The sequence below is a fragment of the Mitsuokella sp. oral taxon 131 str. W9106 genome, assembly GCF_000469545.1.
Taxonomy (GTDB): Bacteria; Bacillota; Negativicutes; order Selenomonadales; family Selenomonadaceae; genus AWVT01.
On the sequence record NZ_KI273072.1, the window covers coordinates 1 to 22868 of the forward strand.

Below are 22868 nucleotides of genomic sequence, written 5' to 3' on the forward strand. Positions count from 1 at the left end.
GCTTCGACCGAGGAGATCGCGGCAGCGAGCCACACGCTCGCCGACCTCGCGCAGGAACTGCAGAATGGGGTCAGCAAGTTCCATCTCTAAACGAGATGCTTGGAACATCGGCAAAAAGGGGCGCCGCGCTTCGATGGAAACATCGGGCGCGGCGCCCCTTTTTGCCGAGTTGGCGCTGTGGCGAGGTCAATGGGAGAGGAGACAGGATTCCAGGATGAATTGGTTCGCGAGAATGTCCATGTTTGCAGGCTGCTTCCCTGCCGCCTTGCCGAGCGCGCTCCATGCTGCCGCATAGTCTTTCTTGCCGATGCAGGCAAAGGCGAGCGCGTTCTGCGCGATGGCGTCGTCCGGCGATTCTGCTAGGAGGGCGTTCAGCTCGCGGATTGCCGCATCGTATTTCCTAGCGATGCAGAGCAGGCGGGCGCGGTTGTAGCGTGCTGCTTGGTCGTGCGGCGCGGCCTCTGCGAGCAGGCGCGCGTACGTCTTTTCCGCTTTTTGAGGGTTCCCCGTCTTCTCCTCGGCGAGCGCGCGGTCGAAGAGCGCGTCCGCGCCCGGCGATTTGCCGTCGGCTGCCCGCTCGAAATCGGCGAGGGCATTGGCGTAGTCGCCGCGCGCGTAGTACGCGCTGCCGCGGTATTGATAGGCGGCGGGATCGTTAGGCGTGCGTTGCACGCGCGCCTCTGCTGCCGCGAGCGAGCGGTCTGAGGCATCGGGGCGCTCAGCCTCCGCCAGGAGCGCGAGGATCTGCTCGCCGTAGCTCTTGCCGGGGACTGCCCAGACGCCGTCCAGCTCACGCCATTTCTTGATTTTGCCGAATACGTCCGGGCGGTTTGCCCGAAGGAGCGTGTAGCGCGGATCGACGAGCGCCGTCGTGGGCGGCGCTTCGCTCGCGTATGCCTTGAGGTGCTGGATGTGGGCGCGGACGCCGAGCCGGGGCGTCGCAAAGCTTGCGCCAGGCGCATGGCTGCCCGTCGCGCCGAGCCCGCAGAAGTTGTTCTGCGCAGGCGATACGTCGCCGCCGTAGGAGAAGAATCCCGTCTCCTTGAGCGCCTGGCAGAGCGCAAGGTCGCCTCGGATGCCCTCGCGCGCGCCTTCCTCGTAGTAGAATGCGACGATCTCGCGGACGGAGCAGCTCAGTTTTGGGCTCGGGCTGCGCCGTTCGATGAAGGCGGCCATCTGCTCCGGCGTCGCCTGCGGCTCGCCCAGGATCGCCGCCTGCATGGAGGGGCGCGGTGCGCGCGGCGTATCATAGGCGCGCGTGAGATGGAACGTCACCGCGCGGACCGCCTTTTCGTTGACGGCGCATGGAAGCGCTGCGGGGAAAGCGGGGCGCTCTGCCGTGATCTTCGCCTGCTGCGGCGCACCGGCCTGCTGTGCGGCTTCTGTCTCCTGCGCGGAAGGCGCGGAGGGTTCGCGTACCGCCGCATGCGGAGGAGGCGCAGTTGCAAGGAGAATCGCGGCGGCGATGGTGGCAGCGCTTCTTTTCCGATAGGGTCTCATGAGGGCACCTCTTTTCGTGGGCTGCGTCAAATGGCACGGATGCATGGAGCATCGCATGCATCCGCAACGTTCGGATCAAACCCTTTCCGTCCGTCGATTGACGGGTGCGATGCGAATCCATATAATAGAATCCATGGAATAAAATGGTGGAAACACCGTCATTATAAGGGAAGCGCCTCGCTGCGTCAATGTGCAAAGACGCTTCTGCTTTCCTATGAAAGAATGAAAGAATGAAAGAATGAAAGAAGTTTGAAGGGAGTTTTTATGCAGGACTCACGCCGTGCCGGCGCACTCGCCGCGCTCGCTACGTACCTGATATGGGGCGTGCTGCCGCTCTACTGGAATTTCCTTGCGGCGGCGGACGCGTGGGAGATTCTCGCACACCGCATCGTCTGGTCGTTTGTCTTCATGCTTTGCGTCCTCGCATGCACGGGGAGATGGCAGACGTTCTGCGCGGACTGCCGCACGCTGTGGCGGGATAAGCGGCGCGGCGGCGTCCTCATCCTCGCCGCGCTCTTCGTCAGCATGAACTGGCTCACATATATATGGGCGGTCAATCACAATCACGTCATCGATACGAGCATCGGCTACTACATCAATCCGCTCATGAGCGTCCTCTTCGGCGTCGTATTCTTCCGGGAACGGCTTGCGGGGCTCCAAAAAATCAGCGTCGCGCTTGCCGCCTGCGGCATCGCGATCCTCACATGGGAACTCGGCTCGCTCCCGTGGATCGCGCTCGTGCTCGCCGTGACGTTTGCGACGTACGGCGCGCTCAAAAAGCAGCTCTGCCTCAATCCGTTTTCGAGCATCACGCTGGAGACCTTGCTCCTCCTGCCCGTCGCATTCCCATACGTCGCGTATTGCGTGATGGGAGAGGGGAATCATTTCTCGCTCGCGACGCCCGGCCTCGCGCTCCTGCTCATGGGCACGGGCGTTGCGACAGCCGTGCCGCTCGTGCTTTTTTCCTACGGCGCGAACCTGCTGCCGCTCTCGGTGCTCGGCTTCTTCCAGTACATCAGCCCGACGATCGCGCTGCTCTTGGGCATTTTCTTCTTCCGCGAGCCGTTCGGCGCAGCACAGGCGGCCGCGCTGGCCTTCATTTGGGCAGGGATCGCGCTCTTCATGGGCGTCGAGCGCCTTCGCCGATAAATTTTCGCGGCTATGAAGATTCTTAGATTCTTTATCCTATGATATAATTAGAAAGCGAATGATTATGGAATGAGAGAGCCGGCTATAGGATAAAAGCGATTATGGCAGATGCCAAAGCGTGAGGGGGACGGAATGGATATAAGTTTCAAGGAGTCAAGGACAGAACAGGACTTACGCGTAGAAGGCAATTTCGAAAAGACGGGCGGGGAGCGCTACACAGGGTACTATGCTGCTCACGTTGGCGTGTACAGCTATGTCGTAAGCGGCAGGGTGAGCGGCACGCTTCCGCTCTTTCTTCGTATTGGACGGTATAGCTCCATTGGCACCGATCTGTTGTTGATTGCAAATAACACGCACGATTATAGAACGGTCACGACGTTTCCTATGTTCAGCCTTAGGCTTAGCGATAAGTTTCTTTCGCAGGAACGCGCTGAACAACCGTTTTCCAGTAATGTCAAACGGCAGGTCACGATTGGGAATGACGTTTGGATTGGGGATAAAGTGACGATCCTAGGCGGCGTTCATGTCGGAAATGGCGCGGTTATTGGCGCAGGATCTGTCGTGACGAAGGATATACCGCCATACGCGATTGTCGGCGGCAATCCTGCACGGCTCATTCGCTATCGGTTTCCTGAGGAGACGCGCAAAAAACTCGATCATATCAAATGGTGGAATTGGCATGAGGAGGATATTGCAAGACATGCGGCGGCGATGCGCGATCCCGTATCGTTTGCCGCACAGTTTGACGCGCCGTACAATCTCGGACCAGATGAAGCCAGCACGTATTTTTCTGCACGGCGCAGACCGGGCGGAACGCTCATTCTCGCTGTGGCGGATGAGGATCAGCGTTACCCTGATTGGCCGAACGTCCTGAAAGAGTACCTGCGGACGCGCGGTGCGGACGATTACCTGCTCTTTGTCGGAAAGGGCGAAAGGCGTTTCTTGGGTCGTCAGCAAGACGACCGATGGGGCATCCTTTACGGACTTTCGATGCAGCAGCAGGTACGTCTGCTCTACGAAGCGGATGCGCTCGTATCGACGCGTTCGACTGAGTGCTCGCTTCTCCTTGACTACGCGGGAACGTTTGGCAAGAAAATCTGTGACGGGCTCGACCAATGGCCGTTTGATCATTTCCTGGAAGCGCCGGATCCTCGCCGCTTTGAGCGGCGCCCGCTATTGACGGTTGGCTTCTTCACGCGCGACCGCTGTCCGTGCCTTTGCGAGTCGCTTGCGGAAGCACTCCATCAGATTGGCAATAATCCCTTGGTGGAAGTGCTCGTCGCGGACAACGCTTCGACGGACGATACGGAATTCCTTGTCCGCGAGATGCAGGGCAAGTACGGCAATCTTTCCTACTCGCGCAGCGGCGTCGGGTTCGATGCTCCTGCCGATATGGAAATGGTGTGGAAAAAAGCGCGCGGTACGTATGTCATTGCGGCGGATGACGGCGATCTCTATATGCCGGGCGTCTTGCAGCGCTTATTGACGGAAATCCTGCAGCATCGCGAGAGCACTGTATTTGGGCTTTTGACGGGAGGGCTGACGTATTCGGCAGAAATGGGAAGCGGTGCGCCCGCCTATGTAGGGCAGATGTCCTTTGCGATGACGTTTGCAGGCGGTATCGCGTTCGCGAAAGAAGCACTGCAGAAGATTGATCATTCGGGACGGCATCATGCGACGCATGGCAATTTGGTGTATGCGCAGCTTGCCGCCTTGCGTGAGAATCCTGGTTTTTGCATTATTCGCGGCAGGATATTTCAATCCTCTTCGGGCAAACATAGTCCGCGCGGCCACGATTTTGCCGAAGCGTTCCTAAAGAATTATTTGGATCTCATCATAGCGTATGCAGGTCTTTCTTCGGAGCAGCTCTCTGCGGAAAAGCACAGGTTGTTTGAACGCTTTTTGCTGCCATGGCTATCGGATGTTTTGCACGGCGGCATGGCATCAAGCCTTGACGGGATGGTTCCGCTTTTTGCAGAGTATTATGGGCAGGAGCCGTATTATGGGGAGGCATTGGCTAAGATTCGCGCGATTGAGGCGCAGGCGAGATCGGCACGAGAGCGTAAAGGACAATGACGGAGCTTCGCCATGTTGGCATCGACGTAATGGACTGCACGCTACGCACATGGGAAAGCAGGCCACTTTCCCGCTGAGGCGGCAGGCTGCGCATATAAGCAAAGGAAGGGAAACGTCCATTTGCGCGGACGTTTCCCTTTGTGCTATGATACTGGAGGAGCCACCATAACGGTAGGCGGTTTCCTCGCAGGAAGGCGAAACTTTCGGAAGCGAGGTGATGCGGAGATGGAACAAGTGATTGTCGCATTGGCGTTCATCCTGCTCCTGTATAATCGAAGCAAAAAAATAACCGCCCCATATTCCAAGTGACGGCGTGACGGCGGTTATTTTTGATAAGATAACCAACGAGCGAGGAAAAAACCGTCCATCGGTGGCTTTTCCTTCTTTTCGTATACGTCAAACGGGATGGTTTTGCAAGTACGGCCAGCAGCGCGCCCATCTGTGCATTTTAGGATTGCGGTATCGTTCCAGTGTCGTGTATAATATAAGAACGCTTTTGGAATGTGCAAGGGAAGCGATGGGCAGGCGAACCCGATTTTCGCATGGAGCGTATCGCGTGAAGGAATAGAGAGGTCGAAGGGGGCTTTCGATTGTTGATGAATGGGGCGCAGGCTGTGCTGGAGAGCCTGAAAAAGGAAGGCGTGGAGGTGGTGTTCGGCTATCCGGGCGGCGCGGTTCTGACGCTTTACGATGCGGTCTGCCAGATGAAGTTTCCGCATATCCTGACGCGCCATGAGCAGGGCGCTGTGCACGCAGCGGACGGCTACGCGCGTGCGACGGGCAAGGTCGGCGTCGTGTTTGCGACGTCGGGACCTGGGGCGACGAATCTCATCACGGGCATCGCGACGGCGTGCACGGACTCCGTGCCGCTCGTCTGCATCACGGGACAGGTCGCGAATCCCTGCATCGGCAAGGACTCCTTCCAAGAGGCGGATATCTGCGGCATCACGACGCCGATCACGAAGCACAATTATCTCGTCAAGGACGCACGCGACTTGCCGCGCGTCCTCAAGGAAGCGTTCTTCATCGCGCGGACGGGGCGCAAGGGACCCGTCGTCATCGACGTCGCGAAGGACGTCTTCGATACGACGTTCGACTACCGCTACCCGGACTCGGTCCGCCTGCGCGGCTATACGGGCGCGTACATCGGCGATGTGGCGGAGGTGGACGCGGCCGTCGAGGCGATCCGCGCAGCGAAGAAGCCGCTCCTCTTCACGGGCGGCGGCGTCGTCTCGTCCGGGACGAGCGAAACGCTTCGCGCGATCGTGCGCCGCCTCGGCGTCCCCGTGACGGCGTCGCTCCTCGGACTCGGCACGATTCCGGCCGACTGCGAGAGCTTTTTGGGATTTGCGGGCATGCACGGCTCGTATGCGTCGAACATGGCGATCCAGGAGTGCGACCTGCTGCTCGCCGTCGGCATGCGCTTCAGCGACCGCGTGACGGGCAAGGCGACGGAGTTCGCGCCGCATGCGAGGATCGTCCATTTCGAGCTCGATGCGGCGGAGGTGGGTAAGAACATCCCCGCCGACCTGCGCGTGCTCGGCGATCTAAGCTGGTCGCTCCCCATCCTGCGCGACGAGCTCGCGGCCTGCGCGGACGACTTCCCTGCCCGCTTTGCGCCGTGGCTCGCGCACGTGCGGGAGATGCACGCGCGCGTGCCGTTCCGCTGGCATGAGCAGGGCGACGCGATAAAGCCGGGCGCACTCATCCGCAAGGTTTCGGAGCTTGCGCCGAAGGACGCGATTGCCGTCACGGACGTCGGGCAGCATCAGATGTGGGCGGCACAGTTCTTCGACGTCTACGAGCCGCGCCATTTCCTGACGTCGGGCGGGCAGGGCACGATGGGCTACGGACTTCCCGCCGCGATGGGCGCGCAGGTCGCCTGCCCCGAAAAAGAGGTCATTCTCTTTACAGGGGACGGCAGCATCATGATGAACTGCCAGGAGTTCGCGACGATTGCGGACAACGACATTCCCGTCAAGACCATCATCGTGCACAATTCGATTCTCGGCATGGTCGGGCAGTGGCAGCGCCTCTTCTACAATCATCGCTACGCGCATTCGGAGCTCAAGGGCAAGACGGATTTCGTGAAGCTCGCCGAGGCGATGGGCGTCAAAGGCTATCGCTTGACGAAGAAGGAAGAGCTCGAGACGCGGCTGCCGGGACTGCTCGCGCAGAAAGGACCGCTCGTCATCGACGTGCTCGTGCCGGAAGAGGAGGACGTCCTGCCGATGGTGCCGGGCGGCAGACGACTTGACCAGATGGTGCTGGGAGGGAACAAATGATGAAAAAATACTTGCTCGCCGTGCTCGTCGACAATAAGCCCGGTGTCCTGACGCACGTTTCGGGGCTTATCAGCCGCCGTGCATTCAACATTGAGAGCATTTCGGCAGGCTACACGGAGGAACCTTCCATCACGCGCATCAACATCGTCGTCTCCGTCGCGTCGGAAAACGAGCTCGATCAGGTCGTCACGCAGCTTGGCAAGCTCATCGACGTCATCCGCATCGTCAACCTCACGAAGTACGACTCGATCGAGCGCGAGCTCGTGCTCATCAAGGTCGCCGCGACGAAGGAGACGCGTGCCGGCATTGCGAGCGTCGTAAACATCTTCCGTGCCAATATCGTCGACGTTAACCCGGAGGATGTCGTCATCGAGCTCACGGGCGGCAAGGCGAAGATCGACGGGCTCTGCCAGGTCATGGAAGAGTACGGCATCATCGAGATCGCGCGGACGGGGGCGATCGCGCTCTCGCGCGGGCCGGTGCCGGTCAAGGAAATGTGAATGCTGAGAAGAATTTGATTTCCCTGATCCAAGCCGAATACGCTTTTGACAATATGGCATGCGTATGCTAAAATACGAAAAACGGGCGGATGCCCGCAAGGTACTTTAAGGAGGATGAACAGTATGTTCCAGAAGACAGATTTTTGGATCGGTCTTGCGGTCGGTGCAGTTGCAGGCATTTTCGGCTATCGCTTCATGCAGGAGCGTGAGCAGCAGATGGCATCGCTTCAGGCTGCGCCTGCGGGGGAGATCCCGGTCGCAGAGCTCCAGCGCCAGAAGGAAGAGCTCGAGGATCTCATCGCTGCACAGGAAGCCAAGAAAGGCTGATGCGGTGCGATGCGGTGCCGTGTACGGGTACAGGATCGCCATGCGGGGAGGCTGCTGCAGGGAAAAACACCATGAGGATGGCGTTCCCGCAGCAGCTTTTCTTTTGCCGGCCTTGTTTGTTTTCCTTTGAGGAGGAAGGATTTTGAGTTTGCTTGACAGCTTGCAGATTCCGACGAGTACGCTTGATGTATTCATCCGTACGGTCGAGGTATCAAGCTATATTCCGGGGCGCGCCCGGCTCTATTCGAGACGCCTCGTCGGCAATCCTGCGCTCGCGCGCGAAGTCGAGGCGCGGCTTTTGGCATTTGCGGAGATTGACGCTGCCGCGACGAACGAGACGACGGGTTCGATTCTCATTCAGTACGAGCCGGCACGCCTTCGCCAAAATGCGAAGCTTCGCAAAGTCGAAGATTACATCAAAACACATGTGAGGAGGAAATAGCCCATGTCCTATCTATCCGGCTTTATGATGGGCACTGCGATCGGCAAGAGCCTTCGCCAGATGCTGGGAGGCGCTGCTCCCGCGCAGGGATTCCTGCACCGCGCGGGCACGGTGCGGCAGGTGCGCCGATCCGCACCGCATTCTGCCCTGCAGGTCGTGAGCAGCCTGCCCGGACGCCGCCGCTATCGCGCCGCGCTCAGCGAGGAGCTCGCCGCGCTTCTCATGGCGCATCTCGCGAAGCTCGACTTCTTGAAAGAAGTTCGCGTGAGCGCATCGACGGGGAGCATCCTGCTCGTCTTTTCGGAGGCGCATGCGGCGCGGGTCGATGCGCTTGCAGAGTGGCTGAGAACGAGAATTTTTGCCCATCCGGCGGAAGCGACGGAAGCCCGCAGGGCTGTCTTGCGCGAGGCGGACGAGCCGCATGCCGGCGATCTGACGCGAAGCATTCACCGTACGGCGCGCGCGTTTTCGGCATGCATCAACCGATTGACGGGCGGGCTTTTCGATATGAGCTCGTTCGCGTCGTTCATCCTCGTGCTGCGCGGACTTCGGAAGCTCGTCCTCACGAAGGCGTCTCCATCGGGCGCGCAGATGCTTTGGTGGGCGCTTTCCCTCATGAGGGGGTGGCGCACGGTATGAAACGCTATGCATCCTGCTGTCTGAATCTCGCCGCACCGCTCCCGCGCGAAGCGGCGCTGCGCCTCAGTGCGCGGATCCGCTGCTTCCGCGCGGTCAAGGCGTGCACGGCGCACGGAAAACGCATTCGGATTTGGTATGAGGGCGCGCTTCCCACGGCGCAGATCCAGCACATGGCAGTTGCAGCGGTGCGCGAGGAGAAGGAAGCGTCCGTGCAGCAGGCGGATCGTCTCGCCGAGTACCGCCGCGATGCGATCGTCTCGCTCGCGAGCTTTGCGGCGATGGAGATCCTGCGCCGCACGTCGCCGGGCTTCTTTGTGGGGATGAAGGCAATGCGCAGCCTGCTCGTGCTCGTGATCGCCCGCAAGTTCATCCAAAACGGCGTGCAGGGCATGATCCGTGACCGCCAGCCGAACGCCGACACGCTTACGGCGACGGCGGTCATCGCGTCGGTGCTCGCCGGAAAGCCGGAGTCGAGCCTCACGCTGCTCGCGATCTCGAACGGCGCGGAGATGCTGACGAGCTACGCGGCAGAGCGCGCCCGCTCGCACATCTCAGGGCTGCTTTCCCTGGACCAGCGCCACGTCTGGCTCGTAGAGGGCGAGGCGGAACGCAAGGTCCCCATCGAGGACGTCAAGGCAGGGGACATCATCGCAGCGCATACGGGCGAGAAGATCGTCGTCGATGGACGCGTCGTCCGCGGCGATGCCGCGATCAACCAAGCGTCGATCACGGGCGAGTCCGCGCCTGCGATGAAGCATGCGGGCTCGCCTGTCTACGCCGGATCGGTCGTCGAGGCAGGCGAGCTCGTCATCGTCGTCGAGAAGGTCGGCAAGGATACGAGCCTCGCACACATCGTCCACCTCGTCGAGGAGGCGCAGACGCGCAAGGCGCCGGTGCAGAATTTCGCCGATCAGATGGCGAATTTCCTCGTGCCCGTGTCCTTTATCGGCGCGGCGATCGTCTACGGCGCGACGCGCGACTGGCAGCGCGTCCTGAACCTGCTCTTCATCGATTTCTCATGCGGGCTGAAGCTCTCGACGGCGACGGCGATCTCGGCGGCCATCGGCGCGGCGGCAAAGCGCGGCATCCTCGTCAAGGGCGGCGGCTACATCGAGGCACTCGCCGATACCGATACGGTTGTCCTCGACAAGACCGGCACGCTGACCGTCGGCATCCCGCAGATTTCGTTTGTGCGCACGGCGGCAGGCGTCGAGGAGAAGGAAACGGTACTGCTCGCGGCATCGGCGGAGCTGCACTCCGTCCATCCGCTCGCCGTTGCGATCCAGAAGTACGTCAAAGAGCGCGAATGGGAGACGCCGCACCATACGGTCTCCAAGACGATTGTCGCGCGCGGCATGCTTGCCGACGTGCCGGATTTCGAGGGCTACAAGGGCGGACGCGTGCGCGTCGGCAGCAAGAAGTTCCTCGCGGAAAACGGCATCACGGATGACGAATCGCTCGACGTCGGGCTCACGGGACAGAATCTCCTCTACATCGCACGCGACAAGAAACTCATCGGGGTCATCGGCATCGAGGATCCCGTGCGGCCGAAGATGAAGAAGACGCTCAATCAGATGCGCCGCTATGGCATCGATGAGATCGTCATGCTCACGGGCGACAGCAAGGCGGTCGCCGAAAAGGTTGCTGCGCGCATGGACATCGACTCGTTCCACGCGGAGATCCTGCCGGAGGACAAGAGCGCTTACGTCAACGCGCTCAAGCAGCGCGGCACGGTCATGATGGTCGGCGATGGCATCAACGATGCGCCTGCGCTCGCATTTGCCGACGTCGGCGTATCCTTGGGCGGCCGTCAGACCGATATTGCGGCGGAGTCCTCCGCTGTCACGATCCACAGCGAAGACCCGTCGCGCCTCATGGAGGCGCTGACGCTTGGAAAGCGCACGATGGCACTCGTCCACCAGAACTTCATGGCGACCATTCTCGTCAACAGCGCCGCGATGATGCTCGGCGCACTCGGCCGCATCAATCCGCTTTGGGCAGCCGTCATCCACAACACGGCGACGCTTGCCGTCGTGCTCAATAGCTGCCGCATCCTGAGCCCTGCCGTTCGCGGCGTCCGCCGGAGAAGGTAGGGGAGCGCCGCAGAAACGTCCCAAAAACGTCCAAGGAAGGACTTTGGAAGGACTTTTGCAGCAGACGGCGAATAGGACGATAGAAAGAGCAAGAGAGTCCGCCGGATGAAAGGATGGGCTGAGCATGGGCTGCCAAAGGACATGTCGGCGCAAGGAGGACATGTCGGCGTAAGGAGTGGAAAGAATGGCTGGAAAGATTCGGAACTGCAAGATGTGCGGAAAGATTTTTGTCCCGTACAACAATGCAAAGATTTGCCCGGACTGCAAGGAAAAAGAAGCGAAGATGGAGTCGGTCGTCATCAACTATGTGCGCGACAACCCCGGCGTAAAGATACCAAAGATCCTGGAGGACACGGGCGCAACCGAGGCGCTGATCCGGCGCCTCATCCAGGAAGGCCGTTTCGAGAGCGCGGGCGTCCCGCTCAAATACCCGTGCGAGCGCTGCGGCGCGCCGATCACGACGGGGAAGTTCTGCCGGAACTGTGCGGACGAGATGCGCTCGGCAATCGAGTCGAAAGGCTCGAAGCTCGCAAGCGCCGTCGAGAAACAGCAAAAGAAAAAGGGCGCGGGCATTTATTCCAAGGAGCTGTAAGCATCGCGGCAGGCCCGTTGGCGCATCGCGTGGGTTGGACTGCCTAAAGGTGAAAACGGCAGGAAAATGAAGATAATGCGAGGGAAATGGAACTATCTTTCGTAGATGCCGAAAAAGCAAGAGTTAAGTCTCTTGCTTTTTTTTTCGATAACATAGCAAAAGGATTGAAATGCGGCAGGGAAGCAGCGGGTATGATATCTACTTTATGAGGCGGTGAAACCATGGTCATCAACAACAACGTACAGGCAGTCACAGGCGCCTACCACGCACCGCGTGCGGCGCAGGCACGCCGCGCCGACAGCCCTTCGGCACCGCAGGCAGGTGCCGAAGTCGTCTTTTCGGACGAGGCACAGAGCTTCAGCTCCATGCTGCAGGAACTAAAAGGCATGGATGAGACGCGCCCGGAGAAGGTCCGTATGATCGGGGAGCAGCTTGCGGCGGGAACGTACCATCCTTCCGCGAAGGACGTTGCGGCAAGCCTTTTGGCGCTTCGCTACTGATTCGGCGAGGATGCCGCTAGGAAACGAAACGAAAGGAAGGCTGCACGATGTGGCAGGAACTCACCTCGGTGATCGACGAGCTGAACAAGAGCTACGAAGCGCTCGTCCGGCTCGGCGAGAAGAAGCAGACAGCGCTCGCTTCTCTCGATATGAAGGGGCTGGAATCGCTCCTCGGCGAGGAGGCAAGGCGCACGAAGGCGGTTCGGGAGCTTGAGGAGCGGCGCAAGCAGGTCCTGACGCGCCTTGCGGCGACGGAGGAACGCCTCTCGCCGGATGCGCAGATGAAGGACGTGATCGCGCTCGCACCGAAAGACCTCGCGCGCCGGCTTCGACAGGCACACGAGGCACTGGGGAAGAATGCGGCACGTGCGGCGGAGCTCAGCGACAACAATCGCTTTCTCGCCGAGCATGCACTCGGCGCTGTGACGTTCCATTTGAACCGCATCGGCGGGGCGAAGGCGACAGGCGAATACGGAAGCAGCGGCGGCGAGCATATCGGTCACGCGCAGAACTTCGAGTTTAAGGCGTAGATCATGATGAAACAGAACGAATCGATCCGAGAAGCCATCTCCATCCTGCAGGAGCAGGCCGAGACGCTCGGGCTTTGCCTCTCGCGGTATCGATCCTTGCAGGCACTTCTGCGAGAGAAGCAGGCGTGGCATGGCGTCGCGGAGGCGACGAAGGAGATCGAGCCGCTGCTCGCGCGGCTCGCCGCACTCGTCAAGCGCCAGCAGGGATTCCTTGCGGACAAGGGCACGGCGCGCATGACGCGCTTTGTCGTGCAGCAGGGCGCAGGGAGCTTGCGCGACACGGCGCTTCGCCTCATCAAACGCGTTGCGGAGCTTGAAACAGCTCTTCGGCGAGAGAGCGCGGATGCGCAGATGCTCCTCGAAAACAGCCATCATTTTGCCGTGTTCAATATCAATGTGATGACGGCAGTCAAGGCGAACGAGACGTACGTGCCGCCGGGAGCGGCAGAAACGGAGCACGCGCGCGGGGTCAAGATGTTCGACGCGAATGTCTGACCCCGTGCCTTGCGCGAAGAGGCAAGGGACGAATCGACCGAAAGGCGATAGGCAGGGTACAGAAAGATCAGGTGAGACGCTATGCGCGCTACATTTTCCGGGCTCAATACGATGGTCCGCGGTATTTTTTCCAATCAGCTCTCCCTCGATACGGTAGGGCACAACATCACGAACGCCTCGACGGAAGGCTACTCGCGCCAGAGCGTGCAGCTCGGCGCGACGCCGGCAGAGGAAGTCGCGGGCATGTACGGCGGCAACCTCGTCGGCACGGGCGTCACCGACCTCTCGATCACGCGCGCGCGGGATTTCTACGCGGATCGTCAGTATTGGCAGGAAGAGGCGACGCAGAACTACTTCAAGACGCGCGCAAAGAATTACGACAAAGTGGAGAGCGTCTTTGACGACTCGGAAAAGCACGGCATCAAGAACGCGATGGAGGAATTCTACAAGTCGTGGGACGCGCTCTCGACCACGGCATCGCTCGACAGCAGCCGCGTGACGGTCGCGGAAAAAGGACGCGTCTACGCCGACCGCATCAAGACGGCAGCCGCCCAGCTTCAGGATCAGATCCGCTCGCAGTACGAAGACATGCGCCTTTCCGTCACGCAGATCAACGAGTACACGACGCAGATCGTCGCGCTCAACAAGAGCATCCTCGCCGCAGAGGCGACGGGCGCGATGGCGAACGACCTGCGCGACCAGCGCGACCTCACGGTCGACAAGCTCTCCGAGTACGTCAACCTGAGCGTCGAGGAGAACTCGAATGGCATGTACTCGCTCGTTTCGAACGGGATCTCATTCGTCAACGGCGCAAGCAAGCTCGACTTCAAGATGTCCGATCCCGTGCAGAACAAGCGCTACGGCGTCAACGACTACAGCGTCGAGGTCGCAGATGCGAAGGTGACGTACATACCGGCGAACGGCAGCCTGCGCGCGCAGATGGACGGTATCCGCGAGAACAAGCAGTACATGGACGAACTCGCCGACATGGCCGGCTACATGATGACGACGTTCAATCAGATGCATCAGCAGGGTGCGGGCATCGATGGCTCGGACAGTGCGCTCGGCACGGCCGGCGGCCCGACCTACGGCATCAATTTCTGGGGCGATGACGATTCCTACTATACGTGGGATGCGGACCGCAGGGAAGTGGTTCGGACGTCCTATCGGGCCGGCACGGTGACGCGCACGCTCGACGTCGTCAACATCACGCCTGCTTCGGGCACGACGAACCCGCACGAGCCGCGCGTGACGATCACGGGCACGGTCGATCCGAGTAAGAGCAAGCGCCTCGCGGGCATCGAGGTCATCAACGAACTCGCGCTCAATGCGAAGATCGCGGAAAAGGGCGGCACGAGCCGCATCGCGGCGCGCAAGTTCTCCGTCGATGAGGACGTCGATCCGTCGGGCGCACGTCTTGGCACGTACACGACGCGCGTCAACGGCACGGGCGACGGCACGAACGCCGTCAGCGTCAAGAATGCGTTCAACATGGACCGCGATAACGTCAAGAAGGCGATGAATGCGGCGATTACGGCGGATGTCGCCACGATCCACCCGGTAACGGGCGTCGTAGGGGCGGCGTCTCCATCGAATATCATCGCCATGGCCGGCAGCCCCTCGGGTGCGCGCGTCGTCACGGATCCCGACCGCAGCATCGCGGACGTCTCGCTCAACAGCTTCTACCTTTCCATGATGACGAAGCTCGGCAGCGATTCGCAGACGATGGATGGCAAGGCCGATGCGCAGGGCAAGCTCGTCGAGCAGATCGTGAGCTGGCGCAATTCGACGTCGAGCGTCGATTGGAACGAGGAACTCTCGAACATGATCAAGTTCCAAAAGGGCTACAGCGCGTGCTCGCGCTGCCTGACGACGATGGACGAGATGCTTGACCGGCTGATCAACAGCACGGGCATGGTCGGCCGTTGATCACGAAATCGATAACATGAGGTGACATGAAATGAGCGTTCGTGTAAGCAGCAACCAAATGGTCTATACCTATAAGAGAGCACTCAATGCGGCAAATGCCCGTCAGGACAAGCTCATGGAGCAAGGCGACGGCTCAAAGCTCCATCGTCCGTCCGACAATGCGGCGGACTACTCGAAGTTTCTCCGCTTTGGCACGGCGGATGCCGAAAACGTGCAGTATCAGGACAATGTTTCGACGGGCGTATCGTGGATGAAGACGACGGATGCCTCGCTCGTCTCGATGACGGCGATCCAGACGACCTTCAAGGAGAAGACCGTTGCGGCGGCGAATGACACGAACAACCAAATGGACATGAAGGCGACGGCCAAGGAAATGATGGCCGAGATCCAGGAAGTCGTCTCGATCGGCAACACGCAGCAGGGCGACCGCTTCCTCTTCGGCGGGCAGCGCGACCTCGTGCGCCCGTTCGAGATGAACGAGAAGGAGATCACGCGCGGGCTCGCCAAGACGCTCGACGAGAAGCAGGCGCGTTTCTTCAGCGGCCAGGACGGCGTCGACGACAGCACGGACCGCAGCATCACGCAGATGCTGCGCCTCAGAGGCAGCGACAACAACGTCTACTACCTCAATACGAAGGACGGCAATATCTACTCGGAGAAGTTTGTCGAGAAGGGGTACAAGGACGTCGTCGCGCAGAATGCGGATGCCGTCGCCGATGCCTCGGTGCACCCCGTGGGGAAGCTCGCGGGCTGGACGGGCGCGGCGCCGACGGAGAAGGTTTCGAAGTACTTCAAGAACACGGGCGAGCTCATCCAGGCGGGCGGCGCCCCGCCGACGCTTACGGGCGCGACGGCGAACGCCAACAACAAGGAGGGCATCCCGCTGCCGACGTCCTTTAAGTTCGAGACGATCGAGCAGAAGATCGTCACGTACAGCGGAGACCGCAAGTACATCTCGATGGTCAAGAAGAACGGCACGACGGAGCCGACGGCTGACACCGTCAACGTCACGGGCCCCGACATCTTCGGCACGGACATCTTCGACGATGCGAACTCCGGCAACGTTGCGTCCGGCACGGCGATGCTCAACGACATGCTGACGGTCTATACGAAAGTCAACCAGGACGACCATCACTGGCTCGTAACGGACGGGCAGACGATCTCCGACCAGGCACACGGGCAGACGGTCAATACCGAAGCCAAGCTCGGCGCGCGCCAGAATCTCTACGATTCGACGAAGGAAATGCTCGCCAAGCAGGAAACCATCATCACGGGCGACATCACGGACGTCAGCGCGACGGACGTCGCGGCGCTCGCCGTGAAGCTCATGGAAGCGCAGACCGTCTACAATATGAGCCTTTCGCTCGGCGCGCGCATCCTGCCCGCATCGCTCGCGGATTACCTGCACTGATGACTGGAAGCATTCCGAAAAAGATGCTATAATGGATCGGATCATGGAATCCGCTTGGAGGAGGGAAGCGCGATGCTGCGGCTCAATATACGGCAGACCCAGGCGGAAGTCGCCGTTCGGCGCATCTCCTATACGAAGCTTGAGGCGCATGCAACGCCGGCACAGCTCACGAGCGAGACGAAACCGGCGCGTTCCAATCGCGGAACGACACCGATTCGAATCGATATCGACAGCTATCCGAGCCGCCATTCGTACGGCTATGACAGCCATACGGACTTTGCGAAAGAGCACGGGCAGCAGGGCTTTGCCGATGTGAGGAAGGGGACCTCGGAGCATACGGCGCAGGCGTGGACGAATATCGACCAGGCGGCGCGCCCGGACAGCGAGGCGATTCCGCATATGTACAAGGCGGACATCGAGCAGTTTGCAAAGCAGCGCCGCGTCATCGTCGCCGCGCATATCCCGGACCCGGTCTTCACCGTCCATCCGAGCGAGGTCGTCGGCACGCCTGAGCCTGCGCACCTCGAGCAGCATGTTTCAGCGGAGCCGTTCGCAAAGACGCATTACACGCCGGGGAAGATCGAGACGTATCTCACGCAAAAGGCCGGCGTCCAGCAGTGGACGTCTGAAGGGCGCTACGACATCATGGCATGATAGGGCTGCCGTGTTTTGGGAGGCAAAACGGAATGAAAACAATCAAGACGCTTCGTTTCGGTGAGATTGAGATTGACGAAACGAAGATCGTTCACTTCGAGACGGGCATCCCCGCCTTTGAGGAGGAGCACGAATTCGTCGTGATCCCATACGACGAAGAGAGTCCGTATCTCTTCCTCCAATCGGCCGCGACGCCGGATCTCGCCTTTCTTATGACGAATCCGTTCCTCTTCTTTCCCGATTACGCCTTCGAGCTCGACGATGCGAGCCAGGAGGCGCTCGGCATCAAGGAGCAGGACGACATGGAGCTCTACGTGCTTTTGACGCTTCCGGGCGGAAGCGTGCCCGATATGACGGCGAATCTCATGGCGCCTGTCGTCATCGGCAATAAGACGATGCATGGAAAGCAGATCGTGCTCGAGAAGAGTCCCTACACGACGAAAGAGCGCCTCTTCCCGAAGAAGGAGGAGAAAGCGTAATGCTCGTACTCACGCGCAAGCCGCGTCAGCAGATCATGATCGGCGACGACGTCGTCATCAATATCGTCGAAGTGCAGGGGGACAACGTGCGGATCGCGATCGACGCGCCGCGCGACGTCAAGATATACCGCGGCGAGATATACCGCGCGATCCAGGACGAAAACAAACAGGCGGCAGCGCCTGTGCCTGCCAAGCTCGACCTGTCGGCAGCACTGCCGAAACCATGACCACAATTCCCGCGGACGCCATGGAACGGCGTCCTGCGAGGTGGTAGATAAAAGGATTGCCTGTTAGGGAAAACACGTTATCTATGGAGGGATACCAATGATTGGAAAAGTACAGGACGTGGTGGCTGCTGCTGTCGTCGTCGGCTCTGCCGACCAAGGCTTTGGGCGGCCATCTGACGCGCAGCAGGCGGGCGCGGACAGTGCGCAGGAGACTGGCGCTGCCGCGCCGCAGACGCCCGAAAGCGTTCAGTCCGCGGATGAGACGGACACGAACGCGCAGGACGAAAAAGACGGCAAGGACAAGGACAAGATGGACGAAGAGTCCGTGAGCTACATGGCGCAGGAACTCAACGAGCTCATGAGCCGGATCAATGCGAACCTCTCCTTCACGTATCATAAGGAAGTGAATCTTCTCTCGGTACAGATGCTCGACAAGAAGACGAACAAGGTGCTGAAAGAAATGCCGCCGGAAGCCATGATCGACCACATGATCAAAGCAAAGGACTGGATCGGCGCGTTCCTCGACAAGAACGCATGACGCAGGGAGGAGAAAGCAATGAGCACGAGAGGCATTTACGGGCTTTCGGGATCGGGCATCGATGTCGATTCGATGGTCCGCGTCGGCATGATGTCGAAGCAGAAGCAGTACGACAAGATGTACAAGGAGCAGACGAAGAATCAGTGGAGGAAGGACGCATACGCGGATCTCTACGCGGATCTCACGAAGTTCAACAATGCGACGATGTCGAATTACAAGATGTCGACGACGACGAGCCCGATGAACACGTCGAGCTCGAAATCGACTGTCGCAACGGCTTCCGCGAACGCCGACGCAGCCGTCATGACGCATACGGTCAATGTCACGGATCTCGCATCGAACGCCTACCTGCTTTCGCATGACCACGTCAAGCGTGCGAATACGAGCGCGAGCGCATCGAAGAGCCTCTATCTGAAAGATATGCTGTTTGACCAGACGACGCAGGCAAGCCTTCAGGCGGCGATGAGCGCGCCGGGGTTTGACCGCAACCAGGCGCTCGTGAAGTTCGAGGTTGCGGATGGGCAGGATGAGACGGCGCACAAGAGACAGATCTCGTTCTCCTATGAGGATATCTTCGGCAGCAACGAGACACTCAACGATCTCGCATCGCGCTTCAACAGCGCGGGCGTCAACATCCGCGCCTCGTACGATACGGCAAACGATACGTTCTCGCTCTACCAGAAGTCGGGCGGCGACGGCAACAAGATCCTGCTCTCCATCGCGCAGGACGGCTCGGCGGAATCGGCAAACGGCAAGCGGCTCATCCAGAACCTCGATCTCGCCCAGTCGGAGCAGACGACGGATGCGAGCGGGAATCTGACGAGCACGCTCTCCGCCCCGATCGCCTTTGCGGCGCATGCGGGCACGCATGAGATCGGCGGGGACGAGACGTCCTATGAGAGCGGCGTCTCCGTTGCGGGCACGGACGCGCTCAGCAGCATTTTCACGCCGGCTGGCGGCATGGATCACAGCGCTTCTTTTGTCATCAAGCACGGCACGAAATCGGCGACGGTCAGCCTTGCGGATGTGACGACGGATGACTACGATTCGCTCGTCACCGCGATCAATGCGGCCGCTGCTGCCGTCCCCGGCATGGATCTCCAGGCTGCGCGTGACCCGATGACGGGACGCATCAAGATCGGCAACACGAACCCCGCCAATACGGGCAACGTTTCATTCGACGTCAGCTCCTCGCTTCAGACAAATGCGGCGGCAAACGGGCGTTCGCTTCTCAATGCGATGAAATTCGTTTCGGACAAGAAGCTGACGGCGGACACGACGGGCGTCGATGCAGCCGGCAAGAGCGCGACGGCAGTCATCGACGGCAAGACGTACAAGTCCGATACGGGCAAGATCCTCGTCGCCGGCGTCAGCTACACGCTCCAGTCGAAGGGATCGACATCGATCGCCGTCTCGCAGGATACGGACAAGCTCGTCGAAAACGTCAAGAAGTTCGTCGAAGACTACAATAAGATGATCGACAAGCTCAACGGCATGTACACGGAGAAGCAGTACAGCGACTACCAGCCGCTCACGAAGGAGCAGGAAGCGGCGATGACGAAGGAGCAGGTCGCAAAGTGGAACGAGAAGGCGAAGTCCGGCCTCTTCTACCACGACCAAAACGTCGGCAAGATCATCAGCTCGATGCGCGAGGCGATCTACACGCCGGTCGACAGCGTCGAGGGCAAGTACAATACGATGATGTCGCTCGGCATCTCGTCCGAGACGAACCAAGGCCACCTGAAGCTCGACGAAGACAAGCTCAAGAAGGCGATCGCCGCCGATCCGAATGCCGTGCGCCAGGTCTTCTCGAACCTGGGCGAAGTCAAGAATGCCGACGGCACGACGTCGACGAACTACAAGAACGAGGGCGCGGTCAACCGCATCTCGGATGCATTGTACGCGAACCTCAAGACAATGAAGAAGTACGCGGGGAATTCGTCGAAGATCGACGACGCGAGCCAGCTCGGCGATCTCATGAAGTCGCTGCAGACGAAAATGACGAACTTCCAGAAGCTCCTCGACGGCTTTGAGAAGTCGCTCTACAAGAAGTACGATGCGATGGAGGTCGCGATCCAGCGGCTCGGCGTCTCGATGAACTACATCACGGGCGGACGCTGATTGGAAGCGCTTCGCTGGGAAAAAGCGGATCCCGCGCAATGGGGAGGAAGACATGGTAAACAGTGCAGCAGAGGCCTACAAGCGCCAGCAGATCATGACGGCGACACCAGAGGCATTGACGCTCATGCTATACAACGGCTGCCTGAAGTTCATCGATGAAGGCACGGCGGCTGTTGCGGAAAAGAAATGGGAGCAGGCGAACATAGCCCTGCAGAAGGCGCAGAACATCATCTCCGAGTTCCGCATCACGCTGAACATGGAATACGATATCTCAAAGCAGCTCATGCCACTCTACAATTACGCGTACGACCGTCTCGTCGAAGGCAATATGAAGAGCAGCGTGGAGAAGATCCAGGAAGCGCGCGACATCATCAGCGAGCTCCGCGATGCGTGGGCACAGGCGATGAAGAAGGCGCGCCAGGATCAGGGCACGAGGAACGTGCAGGGCGGCAGCTATGTCGGATGAGCAGCGCGCACGCGCGCAGGCGGAGGAAGACTTCCGCCTATACCTTACGCTTTCGGAAGAGATGCTCAAATTCATCTCGCGGGAGGATGTCGAGGAGTTCCTCGACTTGCAGCAGCAGCGGGATGCGCTCGTCGAACGCATGAAGGAGAATCCTGCGACGGAAGCATTTCGCGAGGAGGCCGCATGCCGGGCGATCGTCGCGCGGATCCAGCCGATCGAGCAGCAGCTTCTCTACAAGGCAAAGGCATGGCTCAACAAGAGCCGCCGCCAGACCGCTGCCGTGAAGAACTACAGCGTCACGCCGCTCGACGTGCATCCGGCAGGAAATTTCATAAGCCGCGATTCGTAAGCCGCGTTCGTAAAAAGTTCGGGGGAGAGGAAAAACGAAAAAAATTCGTTTTCCCCCTTAACATTTCCATCGGGTTTACGATATAATAGGTGTAAGGCACGGTGTGGTGTGTTTTTTTGGTCAGCTAGCAGCCAAGGAGCAGCCGCTTCGTCCGAAACGCGGTCACGGATGGCCGCAGACAATCAAACTGTTCAATCAGGGAGGAAAAACAATCATGGCAATGGTAGTAAAGAACAACATGTCGGCAGTCAACACGCTGAACACGCTCAACAGGAACTCTTCGGCACTCGCAAAGAGCCTGCAGAAGGTTTCGTCCGGCATGAAGATCAACGGTGCTGCGGATGACGCTTCGGGCTATGCGATTTCCGAGCGCATGCGCGTCCAGATCCGCGGTCTCGATCAGGCAAATGCCAATACGCAGAACGGCAGCAGCATGATGAAGGTCGCTGAGGGCGCTGTTTCGAGCACGGTCGAGATCCTGAAGACCCTCAAGGAGAAGGTCATCAACTCGGCCAACGACACGAACACGGATTCCGACCGTCAGCAGATCCAGAAGGAACTCAACCAGAGTGTCGACCAGATCGATGACAATGCGAACGTCACGTACAACGGCAAGTACCTCGTCGATGGCTCGCACAACAACAAGGTTACGGCTACCTGCACGGCGCTGACGAACGAGAGCCTGTTCTCCTCGACGGTCGGCGGCTCAGCTCTCACGGATCTTCAGACGCGTACGGGCGAGAAGCTTAACATCCACAGCACGGATAATATTACGGTTTCCTTCGTCAAGCAGGGCCGTACGTACACGACGACGTATTCGGTCGGTTCGGCCAGCACGCTCGACTCAGTCATGACGGGTCTCTCGTCGGCAATGAACGGCACGGAGGTGGCCTCTACTGTGGGCAGTATGTCGATCACGGGCACGAACTCCTACATCGGCCTCGATACGGCTGGCAACTCGGTCTTCACGGCGGATAACGGCCGCGCGCTGACGATCACGTCGAAGGGGTCGGGCACGGATTATCAGATCTCCGGCTTCACGATCAGCATCTCGAACAACCAAGGCGCGATCAACAAGTCCGCGAACGCTGCGCTCGACAACTTCACGGAGTCCATCCGCGCACAGAACCAGTCGGACGACAACGCGATCGTCCTTCAGGTCGGCACGAAGGCGAACCAGGCGATCAAGGTCGGCATGACGGATATGCGCTCGACGGCTCTTGGCCTCAAGGGCACGGACGGCAGCGTCCTGAACGTTTCCACGCAGGTCAAGTCGAATGCCGCGATCACGGTTCTCGACAACGCCCTCCAGAAGGCGCTCGACCAGCAGACGACGATCGGTTCCGTCGAGAGCCGCCTCGAGTACACGAGCAGCAACCTCACGACGGCAAGCGAGAACGTCCAGGCTTCTGAGTCGACGATTCGCGATGCGGATATGGCAAAGGAAATGACGAACTACACGAAGAACAACGTTCTTCTGCAGGCCGCTCAGTCCATGCTCGCACAGGCAAACCAGAGCAGCAGCTCGGTTCTCAGCCTTCTCCAGTAATCTTTTTGCCGAATGGC

General features: G+C 59.8%; 23 protein-coding genes. 22 read left to right on the plus strand and 1 reads right to left on the minus strand.

The features are described from left to right. Window positions 1-186: 186 nt before the first annotated feature. Window positions 187-1500 (minus strand): glucosaminidase domain-containing protein, encoded by a 1314-nt coding sequence (locus HMPREF1985_RS09765; RefSeq protein WP_021772444.1) that lies wholly within the window; start codon window positions 1498-1500, stop codon window positions 187-189. 264 nt (window positions 1501-1764) lie between these two features. Between HMPREF1985_RS09765 and rarD the strand changes: the two genes are divergently transcribed. From rarD to HMPREF1985_RS09875, 22 genes are all read left to right on the plus strand, one after another. Continuing rightward, window positions 1765-2649, plus strand: coding sequence for an EamA family transporter RarD (gene rarD, locus HMPREF1985_RS09770; RefSeq protein ID WP_021772446.1), 885 nt, complete (start codon window positions 1765-1767; stop codon window positions 2647-2649). Window positions 2650-2781: 132 nt separating this feature from the next. Next, a complete protein-coding gene (locus tag HMPREF1985_RS11495) occupies window positions 2782-4725 on the plus strand; it encodes a glycosyltransferase (protein ID WP_040637613.1) in 1944 nt (647 codons plus the stop codon). 596 nt (window positions 4726-5321) lie between these two features. Beyond that, window positions 5322-7010 (plus strand): biosynthetic-type acetolactate synthase large subunit, encoded by a 1689-nt coding sequence (gene ilvB / locus HMPREF1985_RS09780; RefSeq protein WP_021772450.1) that lies wholly within the window; start codon window positions 5322-5324, stop codon window positions 7008-7010. Continuing rightward, window positions 7010-7510, plus strand: coding sequence for an acetolactate synthase small subunit (ilvN, locus tag HMPREF1985_RS09785; protein ID WP_040637640.1), 501 nt, complete (start codon window positions 7010-7012; stop codon window positions 7508-7510). Before ilvB ends, ilvN begins: the two co-directional genes overlap by 1 nt. Window positions 7511-7633: 123 nt before the next feature. Next, window positions 7634-7837 (plus strand): 50S ribosomal protein L9, encoded by a 204-nt coding sequence (locus tag HMPREF1985_RS09790; protein WP_040637614.1) that lies wholly within the window; start codon window positions 7634-7636, stop codon window positions 7835-7837. A 142-nt stretch (window positions 7838-7979) separates the two neighbouring features. Then, the gene (locus HMPREF1985_RS09795; RefSeq protein WP_040637615.1) at window positions 7980-8279 is read left to right on the plus strand and encodes an HMA2 domain-containing protein; all 300 of its coding nucleotides are present in this window, start codon (window positions 7980-7982) and stop codon (window positions 8277-8279) included. A gap of 3 nt (window positions 8280-8282) precedes the next feature. After that, on the plus strand, window positions 8283-8918 hold the full coding sequence (locus HMPREF1985_RS09800; RefSeq protein WP_021772454.1) for an HMA2 domain-containing protein: 636 nt from the start codon (window positions 8283-8285) through the stop codon (window positions 8916-8918). Further along, on the plus strand, window positions 8915-11011 hold the full coding sequence (locus HMPREF1985_RS09805; RefSeq protein WP_021772455.1) for a heavy metal translocating P-type ATPase: 2097 nt from the start codon (window positions 8915-8917) through the stop codon (window positions 11009-11011). Before HMPREF1985_RS09800 ends, HMPREF1985_RS09805 begins: the two co-directional genes overlap by 4 nt. Before the next feature lie 184 nt (window positions 11012-11195). After that, entirely contained in the window at window positions 11196-11603 is a 408-nt protein-coding gene (locus HMPREF1985_RS09810; protein WP_021772456.1) for a hypothetical protein, read from the plus strand. A gap of 221 nt (window positions 11604-11824) precedes the next feature. After that, entirely contained in the window at window positions 11825-12103 is a 279-nt protein-coding gene (gene flgM / locus HMPREF1985_RS10880; RefSeq protein ID WP_021772458.1) for a flagellar biosynthesis anti-sigma factor FlgM, read from the plus strand. Between the two features lie 47 nt (window positions 12104-12150). Continuing rightward, window positions 12151-12633 (plus strand): flagellar protein FlgN, encoded by a 483-nt coding sequence (locus HMPREF1985_RS09820; protein ID WP_021772459.1) that lies wholly within the window; start codon window positions 12151-12153, stop codon window positions 12631-12633. A 3-nt stretch (window positions 12634-12636) separates the two neighbouring features. Then, the gene (locus HMPREF1985_RS09825) at window positions 12637-13128 is read left to right on the plus strand and encodes a hypothetical protein (protein ID WP_021772460.1); all 492 of its coding nucleotides are present in this window, start codon (window positions 12637-12639) and stop codon (window positions 13126-13128) included. Between the two features lie 81 nt (window positions 13129-13209). Next, window positions 13210-15057 carry a flagellar hook-associated protein FlgK gene (gene flgK / locus HMPREF1985_RS09830; RefSeq protein WP_021772461.1) on the plus strand — a complete coding sequence of 616 codons (1848 nt, stop codon included), beginning with the start codon at window positions 13210-13212 and terminating at the stop codon, window positions 15055-15057. A 31-nt stretch (window positions 15058-15088) separates the two neighbouring features. Next, complete coding sequence (locus tag HMPREF1985_RS09835) at window positions 15089-16468, plus strand: flagellin N-terminal helical domain-containing protein (protein WP_040637616.1); 1380 nt, start codon at window positions 15089-15091, stop codon at window positions 16466-16468. 72 nt (window positions 16469-16540) lie between these two features. Then, on the plus strand, window positions 16541-17122 hold the full coding sequence (locus HMPREF1985_RS09840; RefSeq protein ID WP_021772463.1) for a DUF6470 family protein: 582 nt from the start codon (window positions 16541-16543) through the stop codon (window positions 17120-17122). Window positions 17123-17154: 32 nt separating this feature from the next. Next, window positions 17155-17601 (plus strand): flagellar assembly protein FliW, encoded by a 447-nt coding sequence (gene fliW / locus HMPREF1985_RS09845; protein ID WP_040637617.1) that lies wholly within the window; start codon window positions 17155-17157, stop codon window positions 17599-17601. Next, on the plus strand, window positions 17601-17828 hold the full coding sequence (gene csrA / locus HMPREF1985_RS09850; protein WP_021772465.1) for a carbon storage regulator CsrA: 228 nt from the start codon (window positions 17601-17603) through the stop codon (window positions 17826-17828). The genes fliW and csrA overlap by 1 nt, the downstream gene beginning before the upstream one ends. 97 nt (window positions 17829-17925) lie before the next feature. Further along, window positions 17926-18366: a flagellar protein FlaG gene (locus tag HMPREF1985_RS09855; protein ID WP_021772466.1), complete on the plus strand. Its 441-nt coding sequence runs from the start codon at window positions 17926-17928 to the stop codon at window positions 18364-18366. Between the two features lie 18 nt (window positions 18367-18384). Beyond that, window positions 18385-20487 (plus strand): flagellar filament capping protein FliD, encoded by a 2103-nt coding sequence (fliD, locus tag HMPREF1985_RS09860; RefSeq protein ID WP_021772467.1) that lies wholly within the window; start codon window positions 18385-18387, stop codon window positions 20485-20487. A gap of 52 nt (window positions 20488-20539) precedes the next feature. After that, window positions 20540-20953 (plus strand): flagellar export chaperone FliS, encoded by a 414-nt coding sequence (fliS, locus tag HMPREF1985_RS09865; RefSeq protein ID WP_021772468.1) that lies wholly within the window; start codon window positions 20540-20542, stop codon window positions 20951-20953. Beyond that, complete coding sequence (locus HMPREF1985_RS09870) at window positions 20943-21302, plus strand: flagellar protein FliT (RefSeq protein ID WP_021772469.1); 360 nt, start codon at window positions 20943-20945, stop codon at window positions 21300-21302. The genes fliS and HMPREF1985_RS09870 overlap by 11 nt, the downstream gene beginning before the upstream one ends. A 214-nt stretch (window positions 21303-21516) precedes the next feature. Next, the gene (locus HMPREF1985_RS09875) at window positions 21517-22851 is read left to right on the plus strand and encodes a flagellin N-terminal helical domain-containing protein (RefSeq protein WP_040637618.1); all 1335 of its coding nucleotides are present in this window, start codon (window positions 21517-21519) and stop codon (window positions 22849-22851) included. Window positions 22852-22868 lie beyond the last annotated feature (17 nt).

Bases quoted from the DNA above. Each gene is read 5' to 3' on its own strand.
- HMPREF1985_RS09765 (WP_021772444.1), bottom strand. From the start codon at position 1,500: ATGAGACCCTATCGGAAAAGAAGCGCTGCCACCATCGCCGCCGCGATT.
- rarD (WP_021772446.1), top strand. From the start codon at position 1,765: ATGCAGGACTCACGCCGTGCCGGCGCACTCGCCGCGCTCGCTACGTAC.
- HMPREF1985_RS11495 (WP_040637613.1), top strand. From the start codon at position 2,782: ATGGATATAAGTTTCAAGGAGTCAAGGACAGAACAGGACTTACGCGTA.
- ilvB (WP_021772450.1), top strand. From the start codon at position 5,322: ATGAATGGGGCGCAGGCTGTGCTGGAGAGCCTGAAAAAGGAAGGCGTG.
- ilvN (WP_040637640.1), top strand. From the start codon at position 7,010: ATGAAAAAATACTTGCTCGCCGTGCTCGTCGACAATAAGCCCGGTGTC.
- HMPREF1985_RS09790 (WP_040637614.1), top strand. From the start codon at position 7,634: ATGTTCCAGAAGACAGATTTTTGGATCGGTCTTGCGGTCGGTGCAGTT.
- HMPREF1985_RS09800 (WP_021772454.1), top strand. From the start codon at position 8,283: ATGTCCTATCTATCCGGCTTTATGATGGGCACTGCGATCGGCAAGAGC.
- HMPREF1985_RS09805 (WP_021772455.1), top strand. From the start codon at position 8,915: ATGAAACGCTATGCATCCTGCTGTCTGAATCTCGCCGCACCGCTCCCG.
- HMPREF1985_RS09810 (WP_021772456.1), top strand. From the start codon at position 11,196: ATGGCTGGAAAGATTCGGAACTGCAAGATGTGCGGAAAGATTTTTGTC.
- flgM (WP_021772458.1), top strand. From the start codon at position 11,825: ATGGTCATCAACAACAACGTACAGGCAGTCACAGGCGCCTACCACGCA.
- HMPREF1985_RS09820 (WP_021772459.1), top strand. From the start codon at position 12,151: ATGTGGCAGGAACTCACCTCGGTGATCGACGAGCTGAACAAGAGCTAC.
- HMPREF1985_RS09825 (WP_021772460.1), top strand. From the start codon at position 12,637: ATGATGAAACAGAACGAATCGATCCGAGAAGCCATCTCCATCCTGCAG.
- flgK (WP_021772461.1), top strand. From the start codon at position 13,210: ATGCGCGCTACATTTTCCGGGCTCAATACGATGGTCCGCGGTATTTTT.
- HMPREF1985_RS09835 (WP_040637616.1), top strand. From the start codon at position 15,089: ATGAGCGTTCGTGTAAGCAGCAACCAAATGGTCTATACCTATAAGAGA.
- HMPREF1985_RS09840 (WP_021772463.1), top strand. From the start codon at position 16,541: ATGCTGCGGCTCAATATACGGCAGACCCAGGCGGAAGTCGCCGTTCGG.
- fliW (WP_040637617.1), top strand. From the start codon at position 17,155: ATGAAAACAATCAAGACGCTTCGTTTCGGTGAGATTGAGATTGACGAA.
- csrA (WP_021772465.1), top strand. From the start codon at position 17,601: ATGCTCGTACTCACGCGCAAGCCGCGTCAGCAGATCATGATCGGCGAC.
- HMPREF1985_RS09855 (WP_021772466.1), top strand. From the start codon at position 17,926: ATGATTGGAAAAGTACAGGACGTGGTGGCTGCTGCTGTCGTCGTCGGC.
- fliD (WP_021772467.1), top strand. From the start codon at position 18,385: ATGAGCACGAGAGGCATTTACGGGCTTTCGGGATCGGGCATCGATGTC.
- fliS (WP_021772468.1), top strand. From the start codon at position 20,540: ATGGTAAACAGTGCAGCAGAGGCCTACAAGCGCCAGCAGATCATGACG.
- HMPREF1985_RS09870 (WP_021772469.1), top strand. From the start codon at position 20,943: ATGTCGGATGAGCAGCGCGCACGCGCGCAGGCGGAGGAAGACTTCCGC.
- HMPREF1985_RS09875 (WP_040637618.1), top strand. From the start codon at position 21,517: ATGGCAATGGTAGTAAAGAACAACATGTCGGCAGTCAACACGCTGAAC.